Origin of the sequence: Microbacterium excoecariae (assembly GCF_011326725.1) — a bacterium.
In the GTDB taxonomy this organism is placed as follows: domain Bacteria; phylum Actinomycetota; class Actinomycetes; order Actinomycetales; family Microbacteriaceae; genus Microbacterium; species Microbacterium excoecariae.
In genome coordinates this window covers 2,140,466-2,163,217 of the sequence record NZ_JAANCO010000001.1, presented here as the reverse complement: position 1 = coordinate 2,163,217, position 22,752 = coordinate 2,140,466, and the positions used below count along the sequence as shown (strand labels likewise).

Sequence of the window (22,752 nt, the reverse complement as noted above, 5' to 3'; positions counted from 1 at the left end):
TCTGTTTCGTCAGCCGACGGTGCCCTGCGCGACGCAGGCGTCCCAGAGCGTGCTGGACTCGGTGACACCGAGGCACGGGTCGAACGTGAACACGACGAGGGTGCCCAGGAGGATCATGAGGGCGGCGACGATGCCGATGACCCAGACGAGCACGGCGCGGGCCGTGCGGTTCAGCACGTAGTCGTTCACGATCGTGCGCATGCCGTTCGCGCCGTGGATGAACGCGAGCCACAGCATGAGAACGTCCCACCACTGCCAGAACGGGTTCGAGAGCTTGCCCGCGACGAAGGCGAAGTCGAGCGCGCTGATGCCGTCGCCGACCATGAGGTTGACGAAGAGGTGGCCGAAGATGAGCACGACCAGGAGCACGCCGGAGGCGCGCATGTAGAGCCAGCCCCACTTCTCGAGGTTGGATCCGCGGCGGCGCTGCGGGGCGCGCGGCGCGTCGAGGGTCTGCGCGGACATCAGTGCCCACCTCCGATGTGCGAGAGGACGTTCGGGATGTGGCGGGCGCTGAACCCGATCATCGTGACGGCCCAGATGCCGATGACGCCCCAGAACAGCTGGCGCTGATACTTCGCGCCCTTCGACCAGAAGTCGACGAGGATGATGCGCAGGCCGTTGAACGCGTGGTACGCGATGCCGGCGACCAGGACGACCTCGCCGAAGCCCATGATCGGGTTCTTGTACGTGCCGATGACCGCGTCGTACGCCTCGGGGGAGACCCGGATGAGCGCCGTGTCCAGCACGTGCACGAGGAGGAAGAAGAAGATGGCGACGCCGGTAATGCGGTGCAGCACCCACGACCACATGCCCTCGCGGCCGCGGTACAGAGTGCCGCGCGGGACCTTTGACGTGGTCTGGGACACATCCGGTGTCAGACGCGCGGTTGCGGACACGGTCGTCCTCTCTGATCGATTCGGGTGCCTCCGACACCCGCGCAGACACGCCGCGGCGTCCAGAGGACTACGCACGACGATACTCTCCGCACCCCGACGGCGGCGACGAAGGCGAGCCTAACTCTCTCGACGTCGAGAGAGATCTCCCGGTCGTCCGGGGAACGCGGCGGGCCCGCTCGGCGCGTCGCGGCCGCGAAACATCGGTGGGATACCGTGTCCGCATGGCCCACCCCATCGACGACTTCTTCGCCGTGATCCCCGCCGGCGGCATCGGCTCCCGGCTCTGGCCGCTCTCGCGCGCGGAGTCGCCCAAGTTCCTGCACGACCTGACCGGATCCGGGGTATCGCTGCTGCGCTCGACCTGGGACCGCCTGCTTCCGCTCGCCGGCCGCGACCGGATCGGCGTCGTCACGGGGCGCGCCCACGGCGTCAAGGTCGAGGAGAGCCTGCCCGACATCCTGCCCGAGAACGTGTTCACGGAGCAGGATCCGCGCGACTCGGCGGCGGCGATCGGGCTCGCGGCCGCCGTCCTCCTCCGTCGCGACCCGAACGTCGTCGTGGGCTCGTTCGCGGCCGACCACGTCATCAAGCGCCAGCGGGTGTTCGAGTTCACGGTGCGCCAGGCCGTCGCCGCCGCGCGCGAGGGCTACATCGCGACGATCGGGATCCAGCCGAGCGAGCCGGCCGTCGGCTTCGGCTACATCAAGACGGGGGAGGAGCTCGTCATCGATGAGGCTCCGCTCGCGGCCCTCGTGGAGCGCTTCGTCGAGAAGCCCGACCTGGACACGGCCCGCGCGTACTTCGCCGACCGCTCGTACCTGTGGAACGCGGGCATGTTCATCGCCCGCGCCGACGTGCTTCTCGACGAGCTCGCCGCGAACGAGCCCGAGCTGCACGCGGGCCTCATGGAGATCGCCGCGGCGTGGGACACGCCGGAGCGGGACGCCGTCCGCGACCGGGTGTGGCCGACCCTCAAGAAGATCGCGATCGACTACGCCGTCGCGGAGCCGGCCGCTGAGAAGGGCAAGCTCGCGGTCGTCCCCGGCCAGTTCGACTGGGACGACGTGGGCGACTTCGCCAGCCTCTGGAGCCTCGTCGCCGACGGGCACCGCGGCGACGTGACGGTCCTCGGGCACAACGAGAACGTGCTGTCGGACGAGTCGTCGGCCCTCGTGGTCTCGCAGACGGATCGCGTCGTCGCGATGATCGGCGTCGAGAACGTCATCGTCGTCGACACGCCGGACGCGCTGCTCGTGACGACCCCGGAGCACGCCCAGCGGGTGAAGGCGGCCGTCAGCTCGCTCCACCAGCGCGGGCGCGACAGCGTTCTCTGAGCGCTCGGCGGCGTTTTTGTAACTATCCCGTTTCGGCCGCAGAACCTGCTCGAATCGCCAAGGAAGTCCGGGGTAGCGTGTGCACAATGCCTCCGAAGCAGCGGCCCGCCTGGGGTCCGTGCGCGGCGAGGCCTTTCTCTTGAGGAGTTCAGCGTGACCAAGACGATCAAGCGCCAGGCCCTCGGCGGTCTCGCCGTCGCCAGCGCGGCGGTTCTGCTCGCCGGCTGCGGCTCGGCCCCCGAGGACAGCACGGCGGACGGCGGCGAGGAGTCGATCGACTTCCTCCCCTGCCTCATCTCCGACGAGGGCGGCTGGAACGACCGCTCGTTCAACCAGTCGGCCAAGGAGGGCATGGACCGCGCGGTCGAGGAGCTCGGTGTCGAGCCGATCGAGATGGAGTCGACGAATGCGAACGACTACGGCCCCAACCTCGAGGAGCTCGTCGCGCAGGGCTGCGACTTCATCGTGTCCGTCGGCTTCAACCTCTCGGCCGCGACGGTCGAGTCGGCGCTGGCGAACCCCGAGGTGAGCTACGCGATCATCGACGACTGGGCCGACAACGACTACGACGGCGAGACGGACGCGCCGAACATCCGCCCGCTCGTGTTCAACACGGCGGAGGCGGCCTACCTCGGCGGGTACGCTGCGGCCGCGTGGTCGGCGCAGTCGGGCGTCGAGAAGGTCGGCACCTTCGGCGGTGGCGAGATCCCGTCCGTCATGGTGTTCATGGACGGCTTCCAGCTCGGCGTCGAGAAGTACAACGAGGACAAGGACGCGGCCGTCGAGGTCGTCGGGTGGGACACCGAGGCGCAGTCCGGCCTCTTCACCGGCTCGTTCGAGGCGAACGACACGGCGCGCCAGACCGCGCAGCAGGTGCTGTCGCAGGGCGCGGACGTCGTTCTGCCCGTCGGCGGCCCGATCTACACGTCGGCCGTGGCCGCGATCCGCGAGTCCTACCCCGACTCGCTGATCCTCGGCGTCGACAGCGACATGGCCGTCAAGGAGCCGGACATCGCGGACGTCACGCTCGTGTCGATCATGAAGGCGATCGACCAGGCGACCTACGACGCGACGATCCAGGCGGCCGACGCGGGCGCCGACTTCGACGTCACGCCGTACGTCGGCACGCTCGAGAACGAGGGCGTGGGGCTGTCGAGCTTCCACGACTTCGAGGGCGAGCTGCCCGAGGGCCTGACCGACGAGCTCACGGCGCTGCAGGAGCAGATCATCGCCGGCGAGCTGACGGTCGACTCGCCCAACTCGCCGTAATTCGCATCGCCGCCTGATCCGCGGATCCGCACGGGGCGACTGGATATCCATCCGGTCGCCCCGTGCGACGTGCGAGCGCGGTTCCCCCTGTCTCTTACCCAGACCTTCGCGTTAGGTTGACCCCATGAAGCTCGAGCTCCGCGGCATCACCAAGCGGTTCGGCAGCCTCGTCGCCAACGACCACATCGACCTCACCGTCGCGCCGGGAGAGATCCACGCGCTGCTCGGCGAGAACGGCGCCGGCAAGTCGACCCTCATGAACGTGCTCTACGGCCTCTACCAGGCCGACGAGGGCGACATCCTCATCGACGACGAGCCGCGCGCCTTCCGCGGGCCCGGCGAGGCCATGGCTGCCGGCATCGGGATGGTGCACCAGCACTTCATGCTCGTGCCCGTCTTCACGGTCGCCGAGAACGTGGCCCTCGGGCACGAGACCTCGACACGCACGGGGTCGCTCGACCTCGAGGTCGCGCGCCGTCAGGTCCGCGAGGTTGCCGACCGCTTCGGGTTCCACGTCGACCCCGACGCGATCGTCGAGACGCTCCCCGTGGGCGTGCAGCAGCGCGTCGAGATCATCAAGGCGCTGGCGCGCGACGCGCACGTGCTCGTGTTCGACGAGCCGACCGCGGTGCTCACCCCGCAGGAGACCGACGAGCTGATGGCGATGATGCGTCAGCTCCGCGCGGAGGGCAAGGGCATCGTCTTCATCACCCACAAGCTCCGCGAGGTGCGCGAGGTGGCCGACCGGATCACCGTCATCCGCCGCGGCGCCGTCGTGGGCGAGGCCTCGCCGACCTCGACGAACGCGGAGCTCGCGAGCCTCATGGTCGGCCGCGCGGTCGAGCTCACGGTCCACAAGGAACCCGCGCAGCCCGGCGAGGGCGGCCTACGCGTCAGCGACCTGCGGGTACGGGACGCCGAGGGCAATGTCACGGTCGACGGCGTGAGCTTCGACGTGCGGCCGGGGGAGATCCTCGCCGTCGCGGGCGTGCAGGGCAACGGCCAGACGGAGCTCACCGAGGCGCTCATGGGGCTCGAGGAGCACGTGGACGGATCCGTGCGGCTGGGGGACACCGAGCTGCGCGGCCGGAGCGTGCACTCGATCCTCGAGGCTGGCGTCGGCTTCGTCCCGGAGGACCGCACGGTCGACGGGCTCGTCGGATCCATGACGATCGCCGAGAACCTCATCCTCGATCGCACCGACACCGGCGAGTTCACCCGCGCCGGGACGCTCCATCGCGCCGCGATGCGGGAGTTCGCGGAGGCGCGGATCGAGGAGTTCGACATCCGCGCGCAGGGCCCGGGCGTGGCCGCGGGCACGCTGTCGGGCGGTAACCAGCAGAAGGTCGTGGTCGCGCGCGAGATGAACCGCGACATCCGGCTCCTCATCGCCGCGCAGCCCACGCGCGGCGTGGACGTCGGATCGATCGAGTTCATCCACAGCCGCATCGTGCGCGCGCGCGACGAGGGCATGGCGGTCATCGTCGTGTCCACCGAGCTCGACGAGGTCGTCGCGCTCGCGGACCGCATCGCCGTGATGTATCGGGGCCGGATCGTCGGCATCGTGCCCGGCGACACCCCGCGCGACACGCTCGGCCTCATGATGGCCGGAGCCGACATCGAGGAGGCCGCCGCGTGAGCGCCGACACCGCACCGTCCACCGCCGCCCCGCGCACGAACGCGGTGATCCGCGACATCCTCCGCGGGAGCGTCGTCACGACGATCCTCGCGTTCGTGATCGCCTTCGTCGTGGGCGGCGTCCTCATCGCTGTGACGAGCGCCGAGGTCCGCGAGGCGGCCGGCTACTTCTTCGCCCGGCCCGGCGACACGTTCGCCGCCATCTGGGACGCGGTCGCGGGCGGCTACGAGGCCCTCTTCCGCGGCGCGATCTACAACACCCGCGCGGACGACTTCGCGACGGGGATCCGCTCGCTCACCAACTCGATCGGGTACTCGGCGCCGCTGATCGCCGCGGGGCTCGGCGTCGCGCTGGCCTTCCGCGTCGGCATGTTCAACATCGGCGCCCAGGGCCAGATCATCTTCGGCGCGGCCTTCGCCGCGCTCATCACCTTCCCCATGGGCCTGTCGGCCCCGCTGCAGATCGTCATGACGATGCTCGGCGCGGTCGTCGGCGGCGCGGTATGGGCCGGCATCGTCGGCGTGCTGAAGGCGCTCACGGGCGCGCACGAGGTCATCCTCACGATCATGCTGAACTACGTCGCGGTGTACCTCGTGACGTGGATGGTCTCGACCGCCGGCGTCCTGCAGCGCGAGGGCAGTAACCAGCCCATCTCGGAGGCGACCCCCGAGGCCGCGATCTTCCCGAAGCTCCTGGGGCCGCAGTATCCGGCGCTCGACTGGGGCTTCGTGTTCGTGCTCCTCGCGGCGGTGTTCGTGTACTGGCTGATCGAGCGCTCGTCGCTTGGCATGCGCATGCGGGCCGTGGGGGAGAACCCGCACGCCGCGCGGGCCGCGGGCGTGAACGTCGAGCGCATCTACGTCTACGCGATGCTCTTCGCCGGTGGGCTCGCGGGCCTCGCCGCGGCGCAGCAGATCCAGGGCGCCGTCACGAGCGGATTCACGAGTTCGATCGACGCGGGCTTCGGGTTCGATGCGATCACGGTGGCCCTGCTGGGGCGCAGCCGCGCGTTCGGCACCGTCGCCGCGGGACTCCTCTTCGGCGCGCTGAAGGCCGGCTCCTACTCGATGCAGGCATCCGAGGGGATCCCCGTCGATATCGTGCTCGTCGTGCAGGCGGTCGTCGTGCTGTTCGTCGCGGCGCCCCCGCTCGTGCGCACGATCTTCTTCCTCCCCCAGACCGAGCAGGAAAAGCAGGCGAAACAGCGGGCCCGACAGGCCAGGAAGGCGGTGGCCCAGTGAGCGACACGACCTCCTCCCCGAGCGCAGTGACGCCGGACGAGCGGCCGATCGAGATGCGCCGCGTGCGCACGCGCTCGTGGAAGCTCGCGATCACCCTCGGCGCCGTCACGGTGCTGCTTGCTCTCCTCTTCGCCTTCTCCCCGCGGCCCGGCCTCGCGGTCTTCCGGCTGGCGGGCGGCCCCTCCACCCTCCAGCTCGGCGACGTGTCGGTGCCCGCGATGCCGGCCGCGTTCGGGAGCCTCGTGCTGCTGGCGGCGCTGTCGGTGTGGGCCGTCGTCGACACGCTCGCGTACCGCCGCACGACCATCTGGGTGCCGATCGCCTACGCGGCCTTTGGGATCTTCGGATTCCTTGCCTGGGCCGGCGCCGACGGCCTCATCCCGGTCGTGAGCCTGCTCTCGGGCGCGCTGTCGCTGTCCGTCCCGCTCGTGCTCGGCGGCCTCGGCGGCGTGATCGGCGAGCGCGTGGGCGTCGTCAACGTCGCGATCGAGGGGCAGCTGCTGCTCGGCGCGTTCAGCGCGGCCGTGCTCTCCTCGATCACCGACAACCCGTTCGTCGGCCTGCTCGGCGCCATGGTCGGCGGCGTGCTCGTCGCGCTCGTGCTCGCGGTGTTCTCCATCAAGTACTTTGTCGAACAGGTCATCGTCGGTGTCGTCCTGAACGTTCTCGTCCTCGGCCTGACGACGTTCCTCTACGGCATCGTGCTCGTGCCGAACGAGCTGGTCCTCAACCGTGCGACCCGGTTCCCCAAGTGGCCGATCCCCGGCCTCAGTGAGATCCCCGTCGTCGGCGCGATCCTGTTCAACCAGACGTTCGTCGTCTACCTCATGTACATCCTCGTCGGCGTCGTCGCCTGGGGCCTGTACCGCACGCGTTGGGGGCTGCGGGTACGCGCCGTGGGCGAGCATCCCCAGGCGGCCGACACCGTGGGCATCAAGGTCAACCCGACGCGCTTCTGGAACGTCACGTTGGCGGGTGCCATCGCCGGCGCGGGCGGCGCATACTTCACGCTCGTGTCCGTGCCGCAGTTCGGCGAGAACATGACGGCGGGCCTCGGCTTCATCGCGCTGGCGGCGGTGATCTTCGGCCAGTGGGATCCGATCAAGACCGCGCTCGCGGGCCTCCTGTTCGGGTTCGCGAACCAGCTGCAGGGGCTGCTCGTGGTGTTCGGCACGCCGATCCCCAGCCAGTTCATGCTCATGCTCCCGTACCTCGTGACCATCCTCGCGGTGGTCGGGTTCGTCGGGCGCTCGCGGGCTCCGGCGGCGTCCGGCAAGCCCTACCGGAAGGGGTGACGCCCCTCGTGAACGAGATTGACTGGACTGCGCTGCGCGGCGCGGCGACCGACGCCATGGCGAAGGCCTACGCGCCGTATTCGGGATACCCCGTGGGCGCGGCGGCGCTCGTCGACGACGGGCGGATCGTCGTGGGGTGCAACACGGAGAACGCGTCCTACGGCGTCGGGCTGTGCGCCGAGTGCGGCCTGGTGTCGAACCTCGCCCTCTCGGGCGGCGGGCGCCTCGTGGCCTTCACCTGCGTCAACGGCAAGGGCGAGACCATCATGCCGTGCGGCCGGTGCCGGCAGCTCCTGTACGAACACGCCCACCCCGACATGATCCTCGAGACGGTCTCGGGGATCCGCACGATCGACGAGGTGCTGCCCGACGCGTTCGGGCCGCGCGACCTCGACCACATGGCCGGCTGAGGCCGGCCCACGCACCACACGAAAGAGGACGATGAGCGAGCCCTTCGACGCCGTCGACGTGATCCGGATGAAGCGCGACGGCGGGACGGTCCCCGAGCCGGCGCTGCGCTGGCTCGTCGACGCGTACACGCGCGGATACGTCGTCGACGCACAGATGTCGGCGTTCACCATGGCCGTGCTGCTGAACGGGATGTCGCGCGAGGAGATCCGCGTGATGACCGACGCGATGATCGCGTCGGGGGAGCGGATGAGCTTCGCGGGCCTCGGCAAGCGCACGGCGGACAAGCACTCGACCGGCGGCGTGGGCGACAAGATCACCCTGCCGCTCGCGCCGCTCGTCGCGGTGTACGGCGTGGCCGTGCCGCAGCTCTCCGGCCGCGGCCTGGGGCACACGGGCGGCACCCTCGACAAGCTGGAGTCCATTCCCGGCTGGCGGGCGGCGCTGTCGAACGACGAGATGTTCGCGCAGCTGCGCGGCGACGTGGGCGCCGTCATCTGCGCCGCGGGCACGGGCCTCGCCCCCGCCGATAAGAAGCTCTACGCCCTGCGCGACGTCACGGGCACGGTCGAGGCGATCCCGCTGATCGCCTCGAGCATCATGTCGAAGAAGATCGCGGAGGGCACCGAGTCGCTCGTGCTCGACGTGAAGTTCGGCTCCGGCGCGTTCATGAAGGACGAGGCCCGGGCACGCGAGCTCGCGGAGACGATGGTGGCCCTCGGCGCCGATTCGGGCGTGAACACCACCGCGCTCTTGACCGACATGTCGACGCCGCTCGGCCGCACCGTCGGCAACGCCAACGAGGTGCGCGAGTCGGTCGAGGTGCTTGCGGGGGGCGGTCCCGCCGACGTCGTCGAGCTGACCGTGGCGCTCGCGCGCGAGATGCTCGCGATGTCGGGCGTCGACGCGGACCCGGCCGAGGCCCTCGCCGACGGCCGCGCGATGGACCAGTGGCGCCGCATGATCCGCGCGCAGGACGGGGATCCGGACGCGCCGCTCCCGACGCCGCGCGAATCGCACGTCGTGACCGCCGAGCGCGACGGCGTGCTCTCGGCCCTCGACGCCTTCGACGTCGGCGTCGCCGCCTGGCGCCTCGGCGCGGGGCGCGCGCGGCCGACCGACGACGTCGTGCACGCCGCGGGCATCGATCTGCACGCGAAGCCGGGCGACGCCGTCCGCTCGGGCCAGCCGCTGTTTACCCTCCACGCCGACGACGCGGGCCGATTCGACCGCGCGCTCGAGGCGTTGAACGGCGCCTACGCCATCGGCGATACTCGACCCGTGGTCGCGCCGATCGTGCGCGATCGCATCACCGCTCGATGACCCGCCGGCAGGAGAAGCCCATGTCCCGTCCCCCGAAGAAAGCCCGCGGATCCCGTCACGAGGCGCTGATCGATGGCGTCCCCGTGCGCAGCCTCCCGAAGGTGTCGCTGCACGACCACCTGGACGGCGGCGTCCGGGCGGCCACCGTGCTCGAGCTGGCGCGCGAGCGCGGCATCGAGACGCCCGCCGACACGGCCGGCGCCCTCGCGGACTGGTTCGCCGAGACGGCCGAGTCGGATTCGCTGGAGGACTATCTCGCGACGTTCGACCTCACGATCGCCGTGATGCAGACGGCCGAGGCGCTCACACGGATCGCGCGCGAGTACGTGCTCGACCTGGCGAACGACGGCGTGATCTACGGCGAGGTGCGCTGGGCGCCCGAGCAGCACCTCGAGGGCGGCCTGACCCTCGACGAGGCCGTACAGGCGGTGCAGGACGGCCTCGAGGAGGGCGAGGACGAGGCCGAGGACGGCGGGCACTCCATCCGCGTCGGCCAGATCCTCTCGGCGATGCGCCAGTCCGACCGCTCGGCGGAGATCGCGCGGCTCGCGCTGGAGTTCCGCGACGCGGGCGTCGTCGCCTTCGACCTCGCGGGCCCCGAGGACGGCTTCCCGCCCTCGCGGCACGCGGAGGCGCTGGACCTGCTCGCGCGGGAGTTCTTCCCCGTGACCCTGCACGCGGGCGAGGCGGCGGGGCTCGACTCGATCCGCGGCGCGCTGCTCGACGGCCGCGCGCTGCGCCTCGGGCACGGCGTGCGCATCGCGGAGGACCTCGAGGAGATCGAGACGGAGGGCGACGAGGTGCACGTGCAGTTTGGCGAACTCGCGCGTTGGGTGCGGGACCGGGAGATCCCGCTGGAGCTGTCGCCGTCGTCGAACCTCGGCACGGGCGCGATCGCCGCGTGGGGCACCACGATGGAGGATCACCCGTTCGACCTGCTCTATCAGCTGGGCTTCTGCGTGACGGTCAACACCGACAACCGCCTCATGAGCCGCACGACGCTGACGCGCGAGATCTCCCGCCTCGCGGAGGCGTTCGACTACGACCTCGACGATGTCGAGCAGTTCCAGATCAACGCCGCGAGCGCGACCTTCCTGCCCGTCGAGCAGCGCGAGGAGCTCATCGACCTCATCAGCGAGGGCTTCGACCGGTAGGCCCTCCGCGAAAAACCGGGCGGTCGGCGCATGCGCCGACCGCCCGGTTTTTCGCGTGTGGGGGTTACTCCAGCCCGCCGAGGTCGACGCCGCACACGGCCGCGAGCTCGGTGCTCGCGCGCTCCATCTGCGCCGTGGCCTCCTGCATCTCGGCGGGGCTGTCGAAGTCGAGCAGGTCCTCGTAGGCGTCGGCCAGGTCCTCGAGCGGCGCCCGCACCTCGGAGGTCGTCATCTGGTCGGCGAGGTCGTCGAAGATCTCGTCCACCGCCGAGGCCGAGCCGAGGATGCCGGGGTCGACCCCGAGCAGGAGCTCGCAGTCGGCCTCGACGTCGGATCCGCTGCTGTCGGGGACGGAGGACTCGGGGCTCGGCGGGACGAGGTCCCCGTACTCGTCGAACGCGGTCGTGGCGACGCCGAAGATCGCGGCGACAGCCACGACGACGCCCGAGACGATTCCGACGACGCCGCCCGCGATCGCGACGATGAGCGCGGCGATGCTCATGCCCTTGCCGGCGGCGCGGCGCGCGAGGGCGACGATCGCGAGGACGAGCCCCGCAATGAGGAACGGCCAGCCGATCAGGGAGATCGCGCCGATCACGCCCGCGCCGGGCAGGAACACGAAGAAGCCGGCGCTGAGCAGCGCGGCCCCGAGGATGGCGAAGACGAGCGCGAGCACCGGGAGCGCGCGCCCGGGGCGCTCGCGCGGCGCGCGCCCGCCCTGCGGGGGCTCACCGGGGGCGGTCGGGTACGCGGGGGCGGGGTAGGCGGAGGCCGGCGGCGCGGCGGCGCCGGCGGGGGAGGGGTCCTGCGGGAATCCGGCGGGGGGCGTGGGCGTCGTCATGAGTCGATTCTCGCGCGTGCGAGGGGCACAGCGCACGCGCGGGGCGGAAGTGTCGGGACACCCCCACCCCGACGCGGGTCACGCCATGTGGCGCGCGACGACGTCGCGGACGGCGGCGAACAGCGGGTGCGCGGCATCGAGGCCCGTGACCTCCGACGTGAACGCGTCCGCGTCGCCCGCGGCGAGCCGCTCGTGCATCTCGACGGCCTGCGGATCCGCGGGATCCGTGAAGGCGAGCGCCGCGTCGATCGCGGCGACGAGCCCCGCGGTCGGCAGCCCGCGCTCGGCGGCCTCGGCCGCCGGCCCCACGAAGCGCTCGTGCCGGGAGAGCTTGCGCAGCGGCTGCCGCCCCACGCGCTGGACGGTGTCCGGCAGGGCGGGGTTGCGGAACCGCCCGAGGATCGTGGCCCGGTACGCGGCGAGATCCTCCGCCGCGAAGCCGTGCTTCGCCGCGAGAACGGCGCTCGTCTCCTCGATCGCCGCCGCGACGGCCGCCGCGACGTCCGGGTGCGCGAGCGCGTCGGAGATCCGCTCGATGCCCGCGCGCGCCCCGTGGTAGGCGGTCGCCGCGTGCCCCGTGTTGACAGTAAACAGCTTGCGCTCGATGTACGGCGCGAGGTCCTCGACGAAGTGGGCGCCCGGAATGACCGGGAGGTCGTCGCCGAACGGGCCCCGCTCGATCGCCCACTCGAAGAAGGGCTCGACGGTGACGTCGATCCCGCCGTCCGCGGGCTGGCCCGGAACGATCCGGTCGACGGCCGTGTTCGCGAACACCGCGCGGTCGAGGAGGTGTTCCTCGTCCGCGCCCGCGAGCTCGGCCACGTGCGCGCGGAGGGAGTCGGTCGCCCCGATCGCGTTCTCGCAGGCCATGACCTGCAGCGGCGCGCGCCCGGCGTCGCGGTTCCGGAGGCCCGCGAGGACGTGCGGCGCGATGAAGCGCAGCACCGTGGGGCCGACCGCGCAGGTGACGACGTCGGCCGTGGCGACCTCCGCCGCGACGGCGCCGGGATCCTCGGCGCTGTTCACGGCCCGGAACCCCGTGACGGTGACGTCGCGCCTGCCGTCGCCGACCTCGTGCACTGTGTAAGTCTCCGCGGCGTTGATCGCGTCGACGAGCGGCCCGGCGACGTCTGAGAACACCAGCTCGTAGCCGCCCTCGGCCAGGAGCATGCCGACGAAGCCGCGCCCGATATTGCCGGCGCCGAAGTGCACGGCCTTTTTGGTCCTCTCCGCCACGTCAGTTGATCCCGTCCGACAGGAGCGCGTACAGCTCGTCGGCCGACCCGGCCCGCCGCAGGCGCTCGACCATCTCGTCGTCGCTGAACTGCTGCGCGACGCTGGCGAGGATCTCGAGGTGCGCGCCGCCCTTGCCGGCGATCCCGACGACGAAGGTGGCCGTGTCGCCGTCGCCCCAGTCCACGCCGCCGTCGTAGCGGACGACGGAGAGGGCCGAGCCGAGGACCGTGTCCTTCGCCGCGTCCGTGCCGTGGGGGATGGCCAGGCCGTTGCCCATGTAGGTCGACACGGTCTCCTCGCGGTCGCGCATCGCGGCCGCGTATCCGCTCGTCACGGCGCCCGCGCCCAGGAGGATCCCAGCCGCCTCCTCGAGCGCCTCGTCGCGCGTGGCGGACCCCTCGTGGATCCGCACGTACTCGGGCTTCAGCACCCCGTCGGACGGGGCGGGCTCCGCCGGTGCGGGTGCGGCGTCGGGCGCGGCGCCCGCGGTCGGGGCGCCCGCGCGCTGGGCGCGGATCATCTCGACCACCTCGTCGTATTCCGGGGCGTTCATGAAGTTGCCGACCGAGACGTGCACGGCCGCGGGCTCGTTCTGCTTCGCGCGGTCCGTCAGCTGGGCCTGCGTGACGACGAGGTCCGCCGTGCCGTCGAGGGCGGCGATCGACTTGTTCGTCACGCTCACGCCCTCGATGCCGGCGTCCTTGACCTTCTTGCGGAGCACGGAGGCGCCCATGGCGGACGAGCCCATGCCGGCGTCGCACGCGAACACGACCCGCTCGATGCGCGTCGCCGTCGCCGTGCCGCCGGCCACGAGGCCCGAGAGCGCGGCGGATCCCTTGCCCTTGTTCGCCTGCGTCTGCGCGACGGCGGAGGAGAACATCGCGTCGCCCGCGGCGAGGTCGCGCTTGCGGCTCGCACGGAGGATCACGGCCGCGATGAGGAAGGTGACGGCGGCCGAGACGGCCACCGCGAGGATGACGCCGACGTAGTCGCCGCTCGCGGTCTGGAGCATGACGGCGATGATGGATCCCGGCGAGGCGGGGGCGCGCAGGCCGGTCTGGAACAGGACGTTCACGGCCACGCCCGACATGCCGCCCACGATGACGGCGATGAGCAGGACCGGCTTCATCAGCACGTAGGGGAAGTACACCTCGTGGATGCCGCCGAAGAAGTGGATGATCGCGGCGCCCGGGGCGGATCCCTTGGCGGCGCCCACCCCGAAGAAGGTGAACGCGAGGAGGAGCCCCAGGCCGACGCCCGGGTTGGCTTCGAGGAGGAAGAGCACGGACTTTCCGGTCTCGTCCGCCTCCGCGATCCCGAGCGGCGTGAGGACGCCGTGGTTGATCGCGTTGTTCAGGAAGAAGACCTTGGCGGGCTCGATGATGATGCTCGTCAGGGGCAGGAGGCTGTTGTCGACGAGGAAGGCGACGGCGTTGCTCAGCACCCCCGTGATCCAGTTGACGACCGGCGCCAGGACGTAGAACGCAAAGATCGCGGCGAGGAAGCCGAAGATTCCGGCGGAGAACATCGACACGAGCATCTCGAAGCCCGCGCGCACCTTGCCGTCCCACAGCAGGTCGAGCTTCTTCATGAGCCAGGCCGCGAGCGGTCCCATGATCATGGCGCCGAGGAACATGTGGATCTCGCCGAGCGGGGCCTCGCCCTCCGGCAGGCCCGCGTTGATGTTCGCGATAAGCAGGTCGCTTCCCGCGATCGCGCCGATCGTCGCCATCGCGCCCACGACGCCGCCACGCTTGTCGTAGATCATGAACCCGCCGGTGTAGGCGATCAGCAGCGGGAGGAGGTAGTGGATCGCCGGGCCGACGATCGTCGCGAGGTCGGCGTTCGGCGTCCAGCCCTGCTCGATGAAGAACGCCGTGAACAGGCCCCACGCGACGAGCGCGGGGATGTTGGGCATGACCATGCCCGACATGAAGGATCCGACCCGTTGCACGGCGACGCGGAATCCGTCGGGCGCCTTCGGGTCTGCGGTCTGCGTGGACATGGGAATTCCTGCCTTCGTCAGAGTGTGTCGGGGTCCCCGCGGTCCTTGCGCGGACGCCTGTGTGCGACAACCTATCGCCCGGGCGAATCGGTGCGCCAGGGGGTGACCTTTCGCGCCTGACGGGCCCGCCGCGCGCGGCGCGGCGGGCCCGTCAGGCGCGCGGATCAGGCGGCGGCGCGGGCCGCCTCGCGCGCCTCGTCCGCGCTGCCGGTCGCGAGGGCGGCCGCCGCGATCCGGCGGGCCTCGTCGAGCGTGTGCGCGAGCAGCGCCTGGCGCACGTCCGCGAGCGCCGAGGGCGACATCGACAGCGTCGAGACGCCGAGGCCGACGAGCACGACCGCGAGCAGCGGATCCGCCGCGGCCTCCCCGCACACGCCCACGGGCTTGCCGTTCGCGCGCCCGCCGTCCGCCACCATCTTGATCAGCCGCAGCGCGGCCGGATGCCAGGGGCTCTGGAGGTGGGCGACGCTGCCGAGCAGGCGGTCCGCGGCCATCGTGTACTGCACGAGGTCGTTCGTGCCGATCGACGCGAAGTCGGCCGTGGCCAGGATCTCCGAGGCCAAGAGGGCGCTCGAAGGGACCTCGACCATCACGCCGACGGTCTTCAGCCCCAGCTCCCGGGCGAGCGAGGTGAAGTACTCCGTCTCGGAGGTCGTGGCCACCATGGGCGCCATGACCCACAGGTCGGCGTCGGTCTCGGCGTCCGCCTGGGCGAGCGCCGTCAGCTGGTCGCGCAACACGTTCTCGCGGTGCTGGAGCGCGCGGATCCCGCGCCGGCCGAGCGCCGGGTTCTCCTCGTCGGCGTCCGTCAGGAACGGCAGCGGCTTGTCGGCGCCGGCGTCGAGCACGCGCACGACGACCTTGCGGCCGGGGAACGCCGCCAGCATGCGCCGGTAGCTCTCCCGCTGGCTCTCGACCGAGGGGGCCTCGTCGCTCGAGAGGAACAGGAACTCCGTGCGGAACAGGCCGACGCCTTCGGCACCGAGGGCCGCGGCCTCCGCCGCGCCGTCGGGCGAGCCGAGGTTGGCGAGTAGCGGCACGGGCGTGCCGTCCGCGAGGGCCCCGGGCGTGAGCGGCGCGGCCTGCGCGGCCGCGCGCGCGGCGCGGCGCTCCTCGGCCTCCGCGCGCTCGTCGTCCGTCGGGTCGGAGACCACGCGATCGTTCGCGGCGTCGACGAGCACGCTCTGGTTGTCGGCGAGGTCGATGTCCCCCGTGCCGACGACCGCGACGATGCCCTTCTCCCGCGCGAGAATCGCGGTGTGCGAGGTCGGACCGCCCTCGGTCGTGACGACCGCGAGGACCTGCTCGAGGTCGAGGAGCGCGGTGTCCGCGGGGGCGAGGTCCTCCGCGACGAGCACGAAGGGGTGGCCCGGCTCGGGCACGCCCGGCGCCGGCACGCCGCGCAGGTGGGCGATGACGCGCTGGGCGACGTCAGCGAGGTCGGCCGCGCGCTCGCCCAGGTAGCCGCCGAGCGCCTGCAGCTGCTCCGCGAACTCGGCGAACGCGGCGTGGACGGCGTACTCCGCTGTGCTGCCCGCGTCGATGCGGGCCGCGACGGAGTCCGCGAGCGTCGGGTCCTCGGCCATCATGGCCTGCGCCTCGAGCACGTCCTGAGCGGATCCGCCCGCCCGCTCGCCGCGCGCGTTCAGCTCCGCCGCGACGGCCTGGACCGCCTCGGACACGGCCGCCTTTTCGGCGTCCGCGCCGCGCGCGGAGGGGGCGTCCGAGGGGGGCGCGAGGCGCCCCGCCATGTGCGCGACGGGCCCGACGGCGACGCCCTGGCCGATTCCGACCCCGTGGATCTCGGCCACGCGGCTTACTCCGCGTCCGTGTCGGTCTCGAGCATCGCCGTGAGCTGCTCGAGCGTGGCCTCGGCGCCGTCGCCCTCGACCGACAGCGTGACGACGTCGCCCGAGTTCGCCCCGAGCGAGATGACGCCGAGGATGCTCGCGGCGTTGACGGGGGATCCGTCGCCCTTGGCGATCGTGACGCTCTGACCCGAGTTCTTGGCGGCCTCCGCGAACATCTTGGCGGGGCGGGCGTGCAGCCCGTGCGACGACGCGATGGTGACGGTGCGCGATACGGCGGTCATGGGTGTTTCCTCCCGATCGGCGGCGCACGGCGCCGCCAGACTCCGGGTCGCCGATTCGCGACCCCTGTGACATTGTGTCCCGGCGCCCGGCGCGTCTCAACCGGAGCGCGCCGAGCGTGTCTCGCTCCCCTAGCGCGAGCGCTCGTCCAACAGCGCGCGCACGGCCTCCTCGATCGCGGCGAGCGAGCGGCGCGCTCCCTCGGGGGACTCCCCGCGCGCGTCGAGATAGGCCTTGAGCTTGGGCTCGGTGCCGCTTGGCCGGAAGATCACGCGCGACCCGCCCCCGAGCGCATAGCGCAGGATGTCCCCGGCCGGGGACCCGTCCGCGGGCCGCGCGAGGTCCTCCGCGCGGGCGACCTCGATCGGCCCGAACGCCGCGGGAGGATCCGCCCGGAGCGACGCCATGACGCGCCCGATCACGGACAGGTCGGCGACGCGCAGCGACACCTGCGCGCTCGCGAGGTGGCCGATCTCGGCGGCGACGTCGTCCAGGAGGTCGGCGAGGGTGCGGCCGGCCGCGCGCGCCTCGGACGCGAGGCCGAGCACGGCGACCGCGGCGGAGATCCCGTCCTTGTCGCGGACCGTCTCGGGGTTGACGAGGTAGCCCAGGGCCTCCTCGTAGGCGAAGACGATGCCGGGGGCGCGCGAGATCCACTTGAACCCCGTCAGCGTTTCGTGGCTGTCGATCCCGTAGTGGGCGGCGATCGCCGCGAGCCCGGGCGAGGACACGAGCGAACAGGCGAGCGAGGCGCCGGGCGTGCCCGCCGCGGCGCGCGCGGCGCGGCGGCCCAGCAGCAGCCCGACCTCGTTACCGGTGAGCGCGCGCCAGCCGTCCGGGCCCGGGATGGCGACGGCGACGCGATCCGCGTCCGGGTCGTTCGCGATCACGAGCTCCGCATTTTCCCGCTCCGCGGTCGCGAGCGCGAGGTCGAGGGCGCCGGGCTCCTCGGGGTTGGGGAAGGCGACGGTGGGGAAGGCGCCGTCCGGCTCGATCTGTTCGGCCACGACGACCGGGGCGGGGTAGCCCGCGGCCGACGCGACCCGATGCACGGTCTCGGATCCGACCCCGTGCATCGCCGTGTACACCCAGCGCAGGTCGCTCGCGCCCGCGGGCGCCGGCGCGACGCGCGCGGTCGCCTGGACGTACGCCGCGACGACCTCCTCGTCCGCGATTGCGTATCCCGTGTCGCGGGGCAGGTCCGAGACGGGGGAGGCGGCGGCGACCTCGTCGATCCGCGCGGCGATCTCCGCGTCGACGGGCGCCACGATCTGCGATCCGGCGTCGGCGCCGCCGAGGTACACCTTGTACCCGTTGTCCTGCGGAGGGTTGTGGCTCGCGGTCACCATGACGCCCGCGGCCGCGCCGAGGTGGCGCACGGCGAACGCGAGGACGGGCGTGGGGAGCCGGCGGGGGAGCAGGATCGCCTCGAGCCCCGCCGCCTGGAAGAGCTCGGCGGAGTCGCGAGCGAACACGTCCGAGTTCTTCCGGCCGTCGTAGCCGACGACGATGCGCGGCCGCCCGCCCGGCGCGCGGTCCCGGAGGAAGCGCGCGAACCCCGCGGCGGCCTGCGCGACGAGGACGCGGTTCATGCGCTGCGGGCCGGCGCCGAGCGCGCCGCGCAGCCCGGCGGTCCCGAACTGCAGGCGGCCCGTGAAGCGCTCCTCAAGGTCGCGGCGCGCCGCGTCGTCGCCCCCGTCGGCGGCCTCCATCAGCGCCGTGAGCTCGGCGCGCGTCTCCGGATCCGGATCCTGGGCGAGCCAGGCGGTCGCGCGCTCGCGGGGCGTCATCGGATCCGCCCGATGACGTCGGCGAGGAGGCGGGAGATGCGGCCCTCGGCCGCCCGGCCCGCCTCGATGACCTCGGCGTGGCTGAGGGGGTCGGGGGAGATGCCGGCGGCGAGGTTGGTGATCAGCGAGAAGCCCAGCACCTCCATGCCCGCCTCGCGCGCCGCGATCGCCTCGAGCGCTGTCGACATGCCCACGATGTGCCCGCCGATGGCCTTGGCCATCTGGACCTCGGCCGGCGTCTCGTAGTGCGGGCCGCGGAACTGGCAGTAGACGCCCTCGTCCAGCTCGGCGTCCACCTCGCGCGCGATGCCCCGCAGGCGGGCCGAGTACAGGTCGGTGAGGTCTACGAACGTCGCGCCCTCGAGCGGCGAGTCGGCCGTCAGGTTGATGTGGTCGCTGATGAGGACCGGCTGGCCCGCGCTCCACGTGTCCTTGATGCCGCCCGCGCCGTTCGTCAGCACCATGGTGCGGGCGCCCGTGGCGGCCGCCGTGCGGACGCTGTGGACGACGCGCCGCACGCCGTGGCCCTCGTAGTAGTGCGTGCGCGCCCCGATCACGAGGACGTGCCGGCCGTCGGGCGTCACGACGCTGCGCAGCGTCCCCACGTGCCCCTCGAGCGCGGGCTTCGAAAAGCCCGTGACCTCGGTCGCGGGGATCACCCCGACGGTCTCGCCCAACAGGTCCGCGGCGCGACCCCAGCCGCTGCCCAGCGTGACCGCGATGTCGTGGCGCTCGACGCCCGTGAGCCGGGCGATGTCGGCGGCGGCGACCTGCGCGATCTCGAACGGGTCGGCCGGGTGGTCCAGCGGGTGCGTCTCGTGCGTCATGAGGAACACCCTAACCAGCCGCGCCGCGCGCGGAATGGGTGGGGCGGGGGCGCGGCTCGCGATGGGGAACAATGGAGGTCATGACCTTCGACTTCGAGCGCAAGCAGCGGATCGCGATCATCGGCGGCGGGCCGGGCGGCTACGAGGCGGCCCTCGCGGGCGCGCAGCTCGGCGCGGACGTCACCCTCGTCGAGAGCACGGGCGTCGGCGGATCCGCGGTCCTCACGGACGTCGTCCCCTCCAAGACGCTCATCGCGACCGCCGACGCGGCGCGCGCGATCGACGACGCCGGCGACCTCGGCGTGCAGTTCTATGCGCGCGGCGAGTCCGGCGCGCCGCTCAAGCCCGAGGTGGCGATCAACCTCCTCGCGATCAACAAGCGGATCCTCGCGCTCGCGGGCCAGCAGTCCGAGGACCTGCGCGCGCGCCTGATCGAGGAGGGCGTGCGCATCATCTCGGGCCACGGCCGGCTCGCGGGCGAGGACGCGGTCGTCGTGTCGACGGGCCCCGGCGGCACGGACTTCGACCGCATCGAGGCCGACACGATCATCGTGTCGGTCGGGGCGTCGCCGCGCGAGCTCCCCGCGGCGCGGCCGGACGGCGAGCGCGTGCTCACCTGGAAGCAGATGTACAACATGCCGTCCGTGCCCGAGCACCTCATCGTGGTGGGCTCCGGCGTGACGGGCGCCGAGTTCGCGTCGGCATATATGAACCTCGGGTCGAAGGTGACGCTCGTCTCCAGCCGCGAGCAGGTCCTTCCCGGCGAGGACGCCGACGCGGCGGCCGTGCTCGAGAAGGTCTTCACCCGCGGGGGCATGACGCTGCTCGCGAAGTCGCGCGCCGAGCGGGTCGAGAACACCGGCGACGGCGTCGTGGTGACCCTGTCCGACGGCTCGAGGGTCGAGGGGTCGCACTGCCTCATGGCGGTCGGATCCGTGCCCAACACGGCCGGCCTCGGCCTGGAGGACGCGGGCGTCCAGATGTCCGAGTCGGGCCACGTCCTCGTGAACCGCGTCGGGCGCACCTCCGTCTCGCACATCTACGCGGTCGGGGACTGCACGAGCCTCGTGCCGCTCGCGTCGGTGTCCTCGATGCTCGGGCGCACCGCCGTGTTCCACGCGATGGGCGACGCCGTCATCCCGTTCTCCGAGCACAAGATCGCCGCGAACATCTTCACCTCGCCCGAGATCGCGACGGTCGGCTGGACCCAGCACGCCGACGCGGTCGTGCACAAGCTCCCGCTCGCCGAGAACGCGCGCGCGAAGATGATGGGCGTCAAGGACGGGTTCGTCAAGCTGTTCGCGCGCGCGGGATCCGGCACCGTCATCGGTGGCGTCGTGGTCGCGCCGAAGGCCTCCGAGCTCATCTTCCCGATCGCGATCGCGGTGGACCGGCGCCTGACGGTCGACCAGGTCGCGCGCGTGTTCACGGCGTACCCGTCGCTCGCGGGCTCCATCACCGACGCGGCGCGCGCCATGCACGGCGTGAACCTGCGCGGGTTCTGACCGGCGCCACGCGCGCGAAAAGCGCCGCCCCGCGCCATGCGGGGCGGCGCTTTTCGCGCGCGTCAGACGATCTGCAGGAGCGCGTGACCCGAGCTGACGGTCTGACCGACGGGGGCGTTGATCGCCTGGATGCGGCCGTCCTTGTGCGCGTGGATCGGCTGCTCCATCTTCATCGCCTCGAGGACGAGCAGGAGGTCGCCCGTGACGACGTCCTGGCCCTCCTCGACCGCGAGCTTGACGACCGTGGCCTGCATGGGCGAGGTCACGGTGTCGCCCGACGCGCCGCCCGCGGCGCTCGCGCCCTGGTGGCCGCGGCGCGACGGCGGGGCGCTCGCGGGGCGCCCGACGGATCCGGCGGGCTGGGTGATGCGATCCGGCAGGCTCACCTCGAGGCGCTTGCCGCCGACCTCGACGACGACGCTGTGGCGCGCCTCGGGGCCCGCGGCATCGGCGGCCTCGCCGTCCCACGGCGCGATGACGCCCGCGAACTCCGTCTCGATCCAGCGCGTGAACACGCCGAACACGCCGTCCTGCGCCGTGAAGGCGGGATCCGACACCACCTTGCGGTGGAAGGGAATGACGGTCGGCAGGCCCGCGATCTCGAACTCCGCCAGCGCGCGGCGCGAGCGCTCGAGCGCCTCCGCGCGGTTGCGGCCCGTGACGATGAGCTTCGCGAGCATCGAGTCGAACGCCCCGCCGATCTCGTCGCCGGTCGTGACGCCCGAGTCGACGCGGACGCCCGGACCGCCGGGGATCTTGAAGGCGTGGATGGGGCCGGGCTGGGGGAGGAAGCCGCGCCCGGGGTCCTCCCCGTTGATGCGGAACTCGAAGGAGTGCCCCTGCGGCGTCGGGTCGTCGTAGTCGAGCGTGCCGCCCTCGGCGATGCGGAACTGCTCGCGCACGAGGTCGAGGCCCGTGACCTCTTCGCTGACGGGGTGCTCGACCTGGAGGCGGGTGTTGACCTCGAGGAAGGAGATCGTGCCGTCGGCGCCGATGAGGAACTCGCACGTGCCCGCGCCGACGTAGCCGACCTCGCGGAGGATCGCCTTCGATGCCGTGTAGAGGATCTCGTTCTGCTCGGCCGTGAGGAACGGTGCGGGGGCCTCCTCGACGAGCTTCTGGTGGCGCCGCTGCAGCGAGCAGTCGCGCGTGGAGACGATGACGACGTTGCCGGCGGCGTCCGCGAGGCACTGGGTCTCGACGTGGCGGGGCTTGTCGAGGTACTTCTCGACGAAGCACTCGCCGCGGCCGAACGACGCAACGGCCTCGCGCGTGGCCGAGTCGAACGCCTCGGCGACCTCGTCGAGCTCGCGGGCGACCTTGAGGCCGCGGCCGCCACCGCCGAACGCCGCCTTGATGGCGATGGGGAGGCCGAACTCCTCCGCGAAGGCGACGACCTCGTCGGCCGTCTCGACGGGGCCGGGCGTGCCGGGCGCGAGCGGCGCGCCGACCTTCTCGGCGACGTGCCGCGCGGTCACCTTGTCGCCCAGCGCCTCGATCGCCTCGGGGCTCGGGCCGATCCAGGTGAGGCCGGCCGCAATGACGGCGCGGGCGAACTCCGCGTTCTCGGCGAGGAAGCCGTAGCCGGGGTGGACCGCGTCGGCGCCCGAACGCCGGGCGATCGACAGGATCTTGTCGACGTCGAGGTAGGTCTCGGCGCTCGTCGAGCCGTCGAGCGCGTAGGCCTCGTCGGCGCGACGGGCGTGGAGCGCGTCGCGGTCCTGGTCGGCGTAGACGGCGACCGAGCTGATTCCGGAGTCGCGGGCCGCACGAATAATGCGGACGGCGATCTCCCCACGGTTGGCGATGAGCACCTTGCGGATTGCGGGCATGATCTCGAGCCTATCCAGCCGGGCCCGGCTCGATTTGAGCGACCTCGACAACAATCCCGGGGGA

The 22,752-nt window shown here is 72.1% G+C and carries 19 protein-coding genes; 9 read left to right on the top strand and 10 right to left on the bottom strand.

Features of this window, described 5'->3' with window-relative positions; translation table 11 throughout:
• Nucleotides 1-9: 9 nt before the first annotated feature.
• Nucleotides 10-465: a succinate dehydrogenase hydrophobic membrane anchor subunit gene (locus tag G8E01_RS09985; protein WP_166319230.1), complete on the bottom strand. Its 456-nt coding sequence runs from the start codon at nt 463-465 to the stop codon at nt 10-12.
• Nucleotides 465-899, bottom strand: a complete 435-nt coding sequence (sdhC, locus tag G8E01_RS09980; RefSeq protein ID WP_166319228.1) for a succinate dehydrogenase, cytochrome b556 subunit — start codon at nt 897-899, stop codon at nt 465-467. Before sdhC ends, G8E01_RS09985 begins: the two co-directional genes overlap by 1 nt.
• Nucleotides 900-1,120: 221 nt before the next feature.
• Here sdhC and G8E01_RS09975 point away from each other — a divergent pair, with 221 nt between their 5' ends.
• The 8 genes from G8E01_RS09975 (at nt 1,121) to G8E01_RS09940 (ending at nt 10,562) form a co-directional block, all read left to right on the top strand.
• Entirely contained in the window at nt 1,121-2,233 is a 1,113-nt protein-coding gene (locus G8E01_RS09975; protein WP_166319226.1) for a mannose-1-phosphate guanylyltransferase, read from the top strand.
• Nucleotides 2,234-2,386: 153 nt separating this feature from the next.
• Nucleotides 2,387-3,502 (top strand): BMP family ABC transporter substrate-binding protein, encoded by a 1,116-nt coding sequence (locus tag G8E01_RS09970; protein WP_166319224.1) that lies wholly within the window; start codon nt 2,387-2,389, stop codon nt 3,500-3,502.
• A gap of 124 nt (nt 3,503-3,626) precedes the next feature.
• Complete coding sequence (locus G8E01_RS09965; RefSeq protein ID WP_166319221.1) at nt 3,627-5,141, top strand: ABC transporter ATP-binding protein; 1,515 nt, start codon at nt 3,627-3,629, stop codon at nt 5,139-5,141.
• Nucleotides 5,138-6,382 (top strand): ABC transporter permease subunit, encoded by a 1,245-nt coding sequence (locus G8E01_RS09960; protein ID WP_166319218.1) that lies wholly within the window; start codon nt 5,138-5,140, stop codon nt 6,380-6,382. The genes G8E01_RS09965 and G8E01_RS09960 overlap by 4 nt, the downstream gene beginning before the upstream one ends.
• A gap of 53 nt (nt 6,383-6,435) precedes the next feature.
• On the top strand, nt 6,436-7,677 hold the full coding sequence (locus G8E01_RS09955) for an ABC transporter permease (RefSeq protein ID WP_166319854.1): 1,242 nt from the start codon (nt 6,436-6,438) through the stop codon (nt 7,675-7,677).
• A gap of 8 nt (nt 7,678-7,685) precedes the next feature.
• Nucleotides 7,686-8,087 (top strand): cytidine deaminase, encoded by a 402-nt coding sequence (locus G8E01_RS09950; protein ID WP_166319215.1) that lies wholly within the window; start codon nt 7,686-7,688, stop codon nt 8,085-8,087.
• A 31-nt stretch (nt 8,088-8,118) separates the two neighbouring features.
• Nucleotides 8,119-9,408 (top strand): thymidine phosphorylase, encoded by a 1,290-nt coding sequence (locus G8E01_RS09945; protein ID WP_166319212.1) that lies wholly within the window; start codon nt 8,119-8,121, stop codon nt 9,406-9,408.
• A 20-nt stretch (nt 9,409-9,428) separates the two neighbouring features.
• On the top strand, nt 9,429-10,562 hold the full coding sequence (locus G8E01_RS09940; protein ID WP_166319209.1) for an adenosine deaminase: 1,134 nt from the start codon (nt 9,429-9,431) through the stop codon (nt 10,560-10,562).
• Nucleotides 10,563-10,626: 64 nt separating this feature from the next.
• On the opposite strand, the gene G8E01_RS09935 is transcribed toward G8E01_RS09940, so the two are convergent.
• The 7 genes from G8E01_RS09935 to G8E01_RS09905 all read right to left on the bottom strand — a co-directional run bounded on the left by G8E01_RS09935 (nt 10,627) and on the right by G8E01_RS09905 (nt 19,351).
• Nucleotides 10,627-11,403 carry a DUF308 domain-containing protein gene (locus tag G8E01_RS09935; protein ID WP_166319206.1) on the bottom strand — a complete coding sequence of 259 codons (777 nt, stop codon included), beginning with the start codon at nt 11,401-11,403 and terminating at the stop codon, nt 10,627-10,629.
• A 78-nt stretch (nt 11,404-11,481) separates the two neighbouring features.
• The gene (locus G8E01_RS09930; protein ID WP_166319203.1) at nt 11,482-12,639 is read right to left on the bottom strand and encodes a mannitol-1-phosphate 5-dehydrogenase; all 1,158 of its coding nucleotides are present in this window, start codon (nt 12,637-12,639) and stop codon (nt 11,482-11,484) included.
• A 1-nt stretch (nt 12,640) separates the two neighbouring features.
• Nucleotides 12,641-14,644, bottom strand: coding sequence for a PTS mannitol transporter subunit IICBA (locus G8E01_RS09925; RefSeq protein WP_166319200.1), 2,004 nt, complete (start codon nt 14,642-14,644; stop codon nt 12,641-12,643).
• Nucleotides 14,645-14,808: 164 nt separating this feature from the next.
• The gene (gene ptsP, locus G8E01_RS09920) at nt 14,809-16,455 is read right to left on the bottom strand and encodes a phosphoenolpyruvate--protein phosphotransferase (RefSeq protein ID WP_166319197.1); all 1,647 of its coding nucleotides are present in this window, start codon (nt 16,453-16,455) and stop codon (nt 14,809-14,811) included.
• A 5-nt stretch (nt 16,456-16,460) separates the two neighbouring features.
• The gene (locus G8E01_RS12820) at nt 16,461-16,736 is read right to left on the bottom strand and encodes an HPr family phosphocarrier protein (RefSeq protein ID WP_166319194.1); all 276 of its coding nucleotides are present in this window, start codon (nt 16,734-16,736) and stop codon (nt 16,461-16,463) included.
• 129 nt (nt 16,737-16,865) lie between these two features.
• Nucleotides 16,866-18,524 carry a phospho-sugar mutase gene (locus G8E01_RS09910; protein WP_166319191.1) on the bottom strand — a complete coding sequence of 553 codons (1,659 nt, stop codon included), beginning with the start codon at nt 18,522-18,524 and terminating at the stop codon, nt 16,866-16,868.
• Complete coding sequence (locus G8E01_RS09905; RefSeq protein WP_166319188.1) at nt 18,521-19,351, bottom strand: purine-nucleoside phosphorylase; 831 nt, start codon at nt 19,349-19,351, stop codon at nt 18,521-18,523. The genes G8E01_RS09910 and G8E01_RS09905 overlap by 4 nt, the downstream gene beginning before the upstream one ends.
• A gap of 80 nt (nt 19,352-19,431) precedes the next feature.
• On the opposite strand from G8E01_RS09905, the gene G8E01_RS09900 reads away from it, so the two are divergent.
• Nucleotides 19,432-20,856: an NAD(P)H-quinone dehydrogenase gene (locus G8E01_RS09900; RefSeq protein WP_166319184.1), complete on the top strand. Its 1,425-nt coding sequence runs from the start codon at nt 19,432-19,434 to the stop codon at nt 20,854-20,856.
• 62 nt (nt 20,857-20,918) lie between these two features.
• Here G8E01_RS09900 and G8E01_RS09895 read toward each other — a convergent pair whose 3' ends face one another.
• Entirely contained in the window at nt 20,919-22,688 is a 1,770-nt protein-coding gene (locus G8E01_RS09895) for an acetyl/propionyl/methylcrotonyl-CoA carboxylase subunit alpha (protein ID WP_166319181.1), read from the bottom strand.
• Nucleotides 22,689-22,752 lie beyond the last annotated feature (64 nt).

What these genes read in the sequence shown, in the direction of transcription:
- G8E01_RS09900 (WP_166319184.1), top strand. Translation starts at nt 19,432, where the DNA reads ATGACCTTCGACTTCGAGCGCAAGCAGCGGATCGCGATCATCGGCGGC.
- G8E01_RS09925 (WP_166319200.1), bottom strand. Translation starts at nt 14,644, where the DNA reads ATGTCCACGCAGACCGCAGACCCGAAGGCGCCCGACGGATTCCGCGTC.
- G8E01_RS09965 (WP_166319221.1), top strand. Translation starts at nt 3,627, where the DNA reads ATGAAGCTCGAGCTCCGCGGCATCACCAAGCGGTTCGGCAGCCTCGTC.
- G8E01_RS09975 (WP_166319226.1), top strand. Translation starts at nt 1,121, where the DNA reads ATGGCCCACCCCATCGACGACTTCTTCGCCGTGATCCCCGCCGGCGGC.
- G8E01_RS09905 (WP_166319188.1), bottom strand. Translation starts at nt 19,351, where the DNA reads ATGACGCACGAGACGCACCCGCTGGACCACCCGGCCGACCCGTTCGAG.
- G8E01_RS09910 (WP_166319191.1), bottom strand. Translation starts at nt 18,524, where the DNA reads ATGACGCCCCGCGAGCGCGCGACCGCCTGGCTCGCCCAGGATCCGGAT.
- G8E01_RS09985 (WP_166319230.1), bottom strand. Translation starts at nt 465, where the DNA reads ATGTCCGCGCAGACCCTCGACGCGCCGCGCGCCCCGCAGCGCCGCCGC.
- G8E01_RS12820 (WP_166319194.1), bottom strand. Translation starts at nt 16,736, where the DNA reads ATGACCGCCGTATCGCGCACCGTCACCATCGCGTCGTCGCACGGGCTG.
- G8E01_RS09955 (WP_166319854.1), top strand. Translation starts at nt 6,436, where the DNA reads ATGCGCCGCGTGCGCACGCGCTCGTGGAAGCTCGCGATCACCCTCGGC.
- G8E01_RS09945 (WP_166319212.1), top strand. Translation starts at nt 8,119, where the DNA reads ATGAGCGAGCCCTTCGACGCCGTCGACGTGATCCGGATGAAGCGCGAC.
- G8E01_RS09940 (WP_166319209.1), top strand. Translation starts at nt 9,429, where the DNA reads ATGTCCCGTCCCCCGAAGAAAGCCCGCGGATCCCGTCACGAGGCGCTG.
- G8E01_RS09895 (WP_166319181.1), bottom strand. Translation starts at nt 22,688, where the DNA reads ATGCCCGCAATCCGCAAGGTGCTCATCGCCAACCGTGGGGAGATCGCC.
- G8E01_RS09935 (WP_166319206.1), bottom strand. Translation starts at nt 11,403, where the DNA reads ATGACGACGCCCACGCCCCCCGCCGGATTCCCGCAGGACCCCTCCCCC.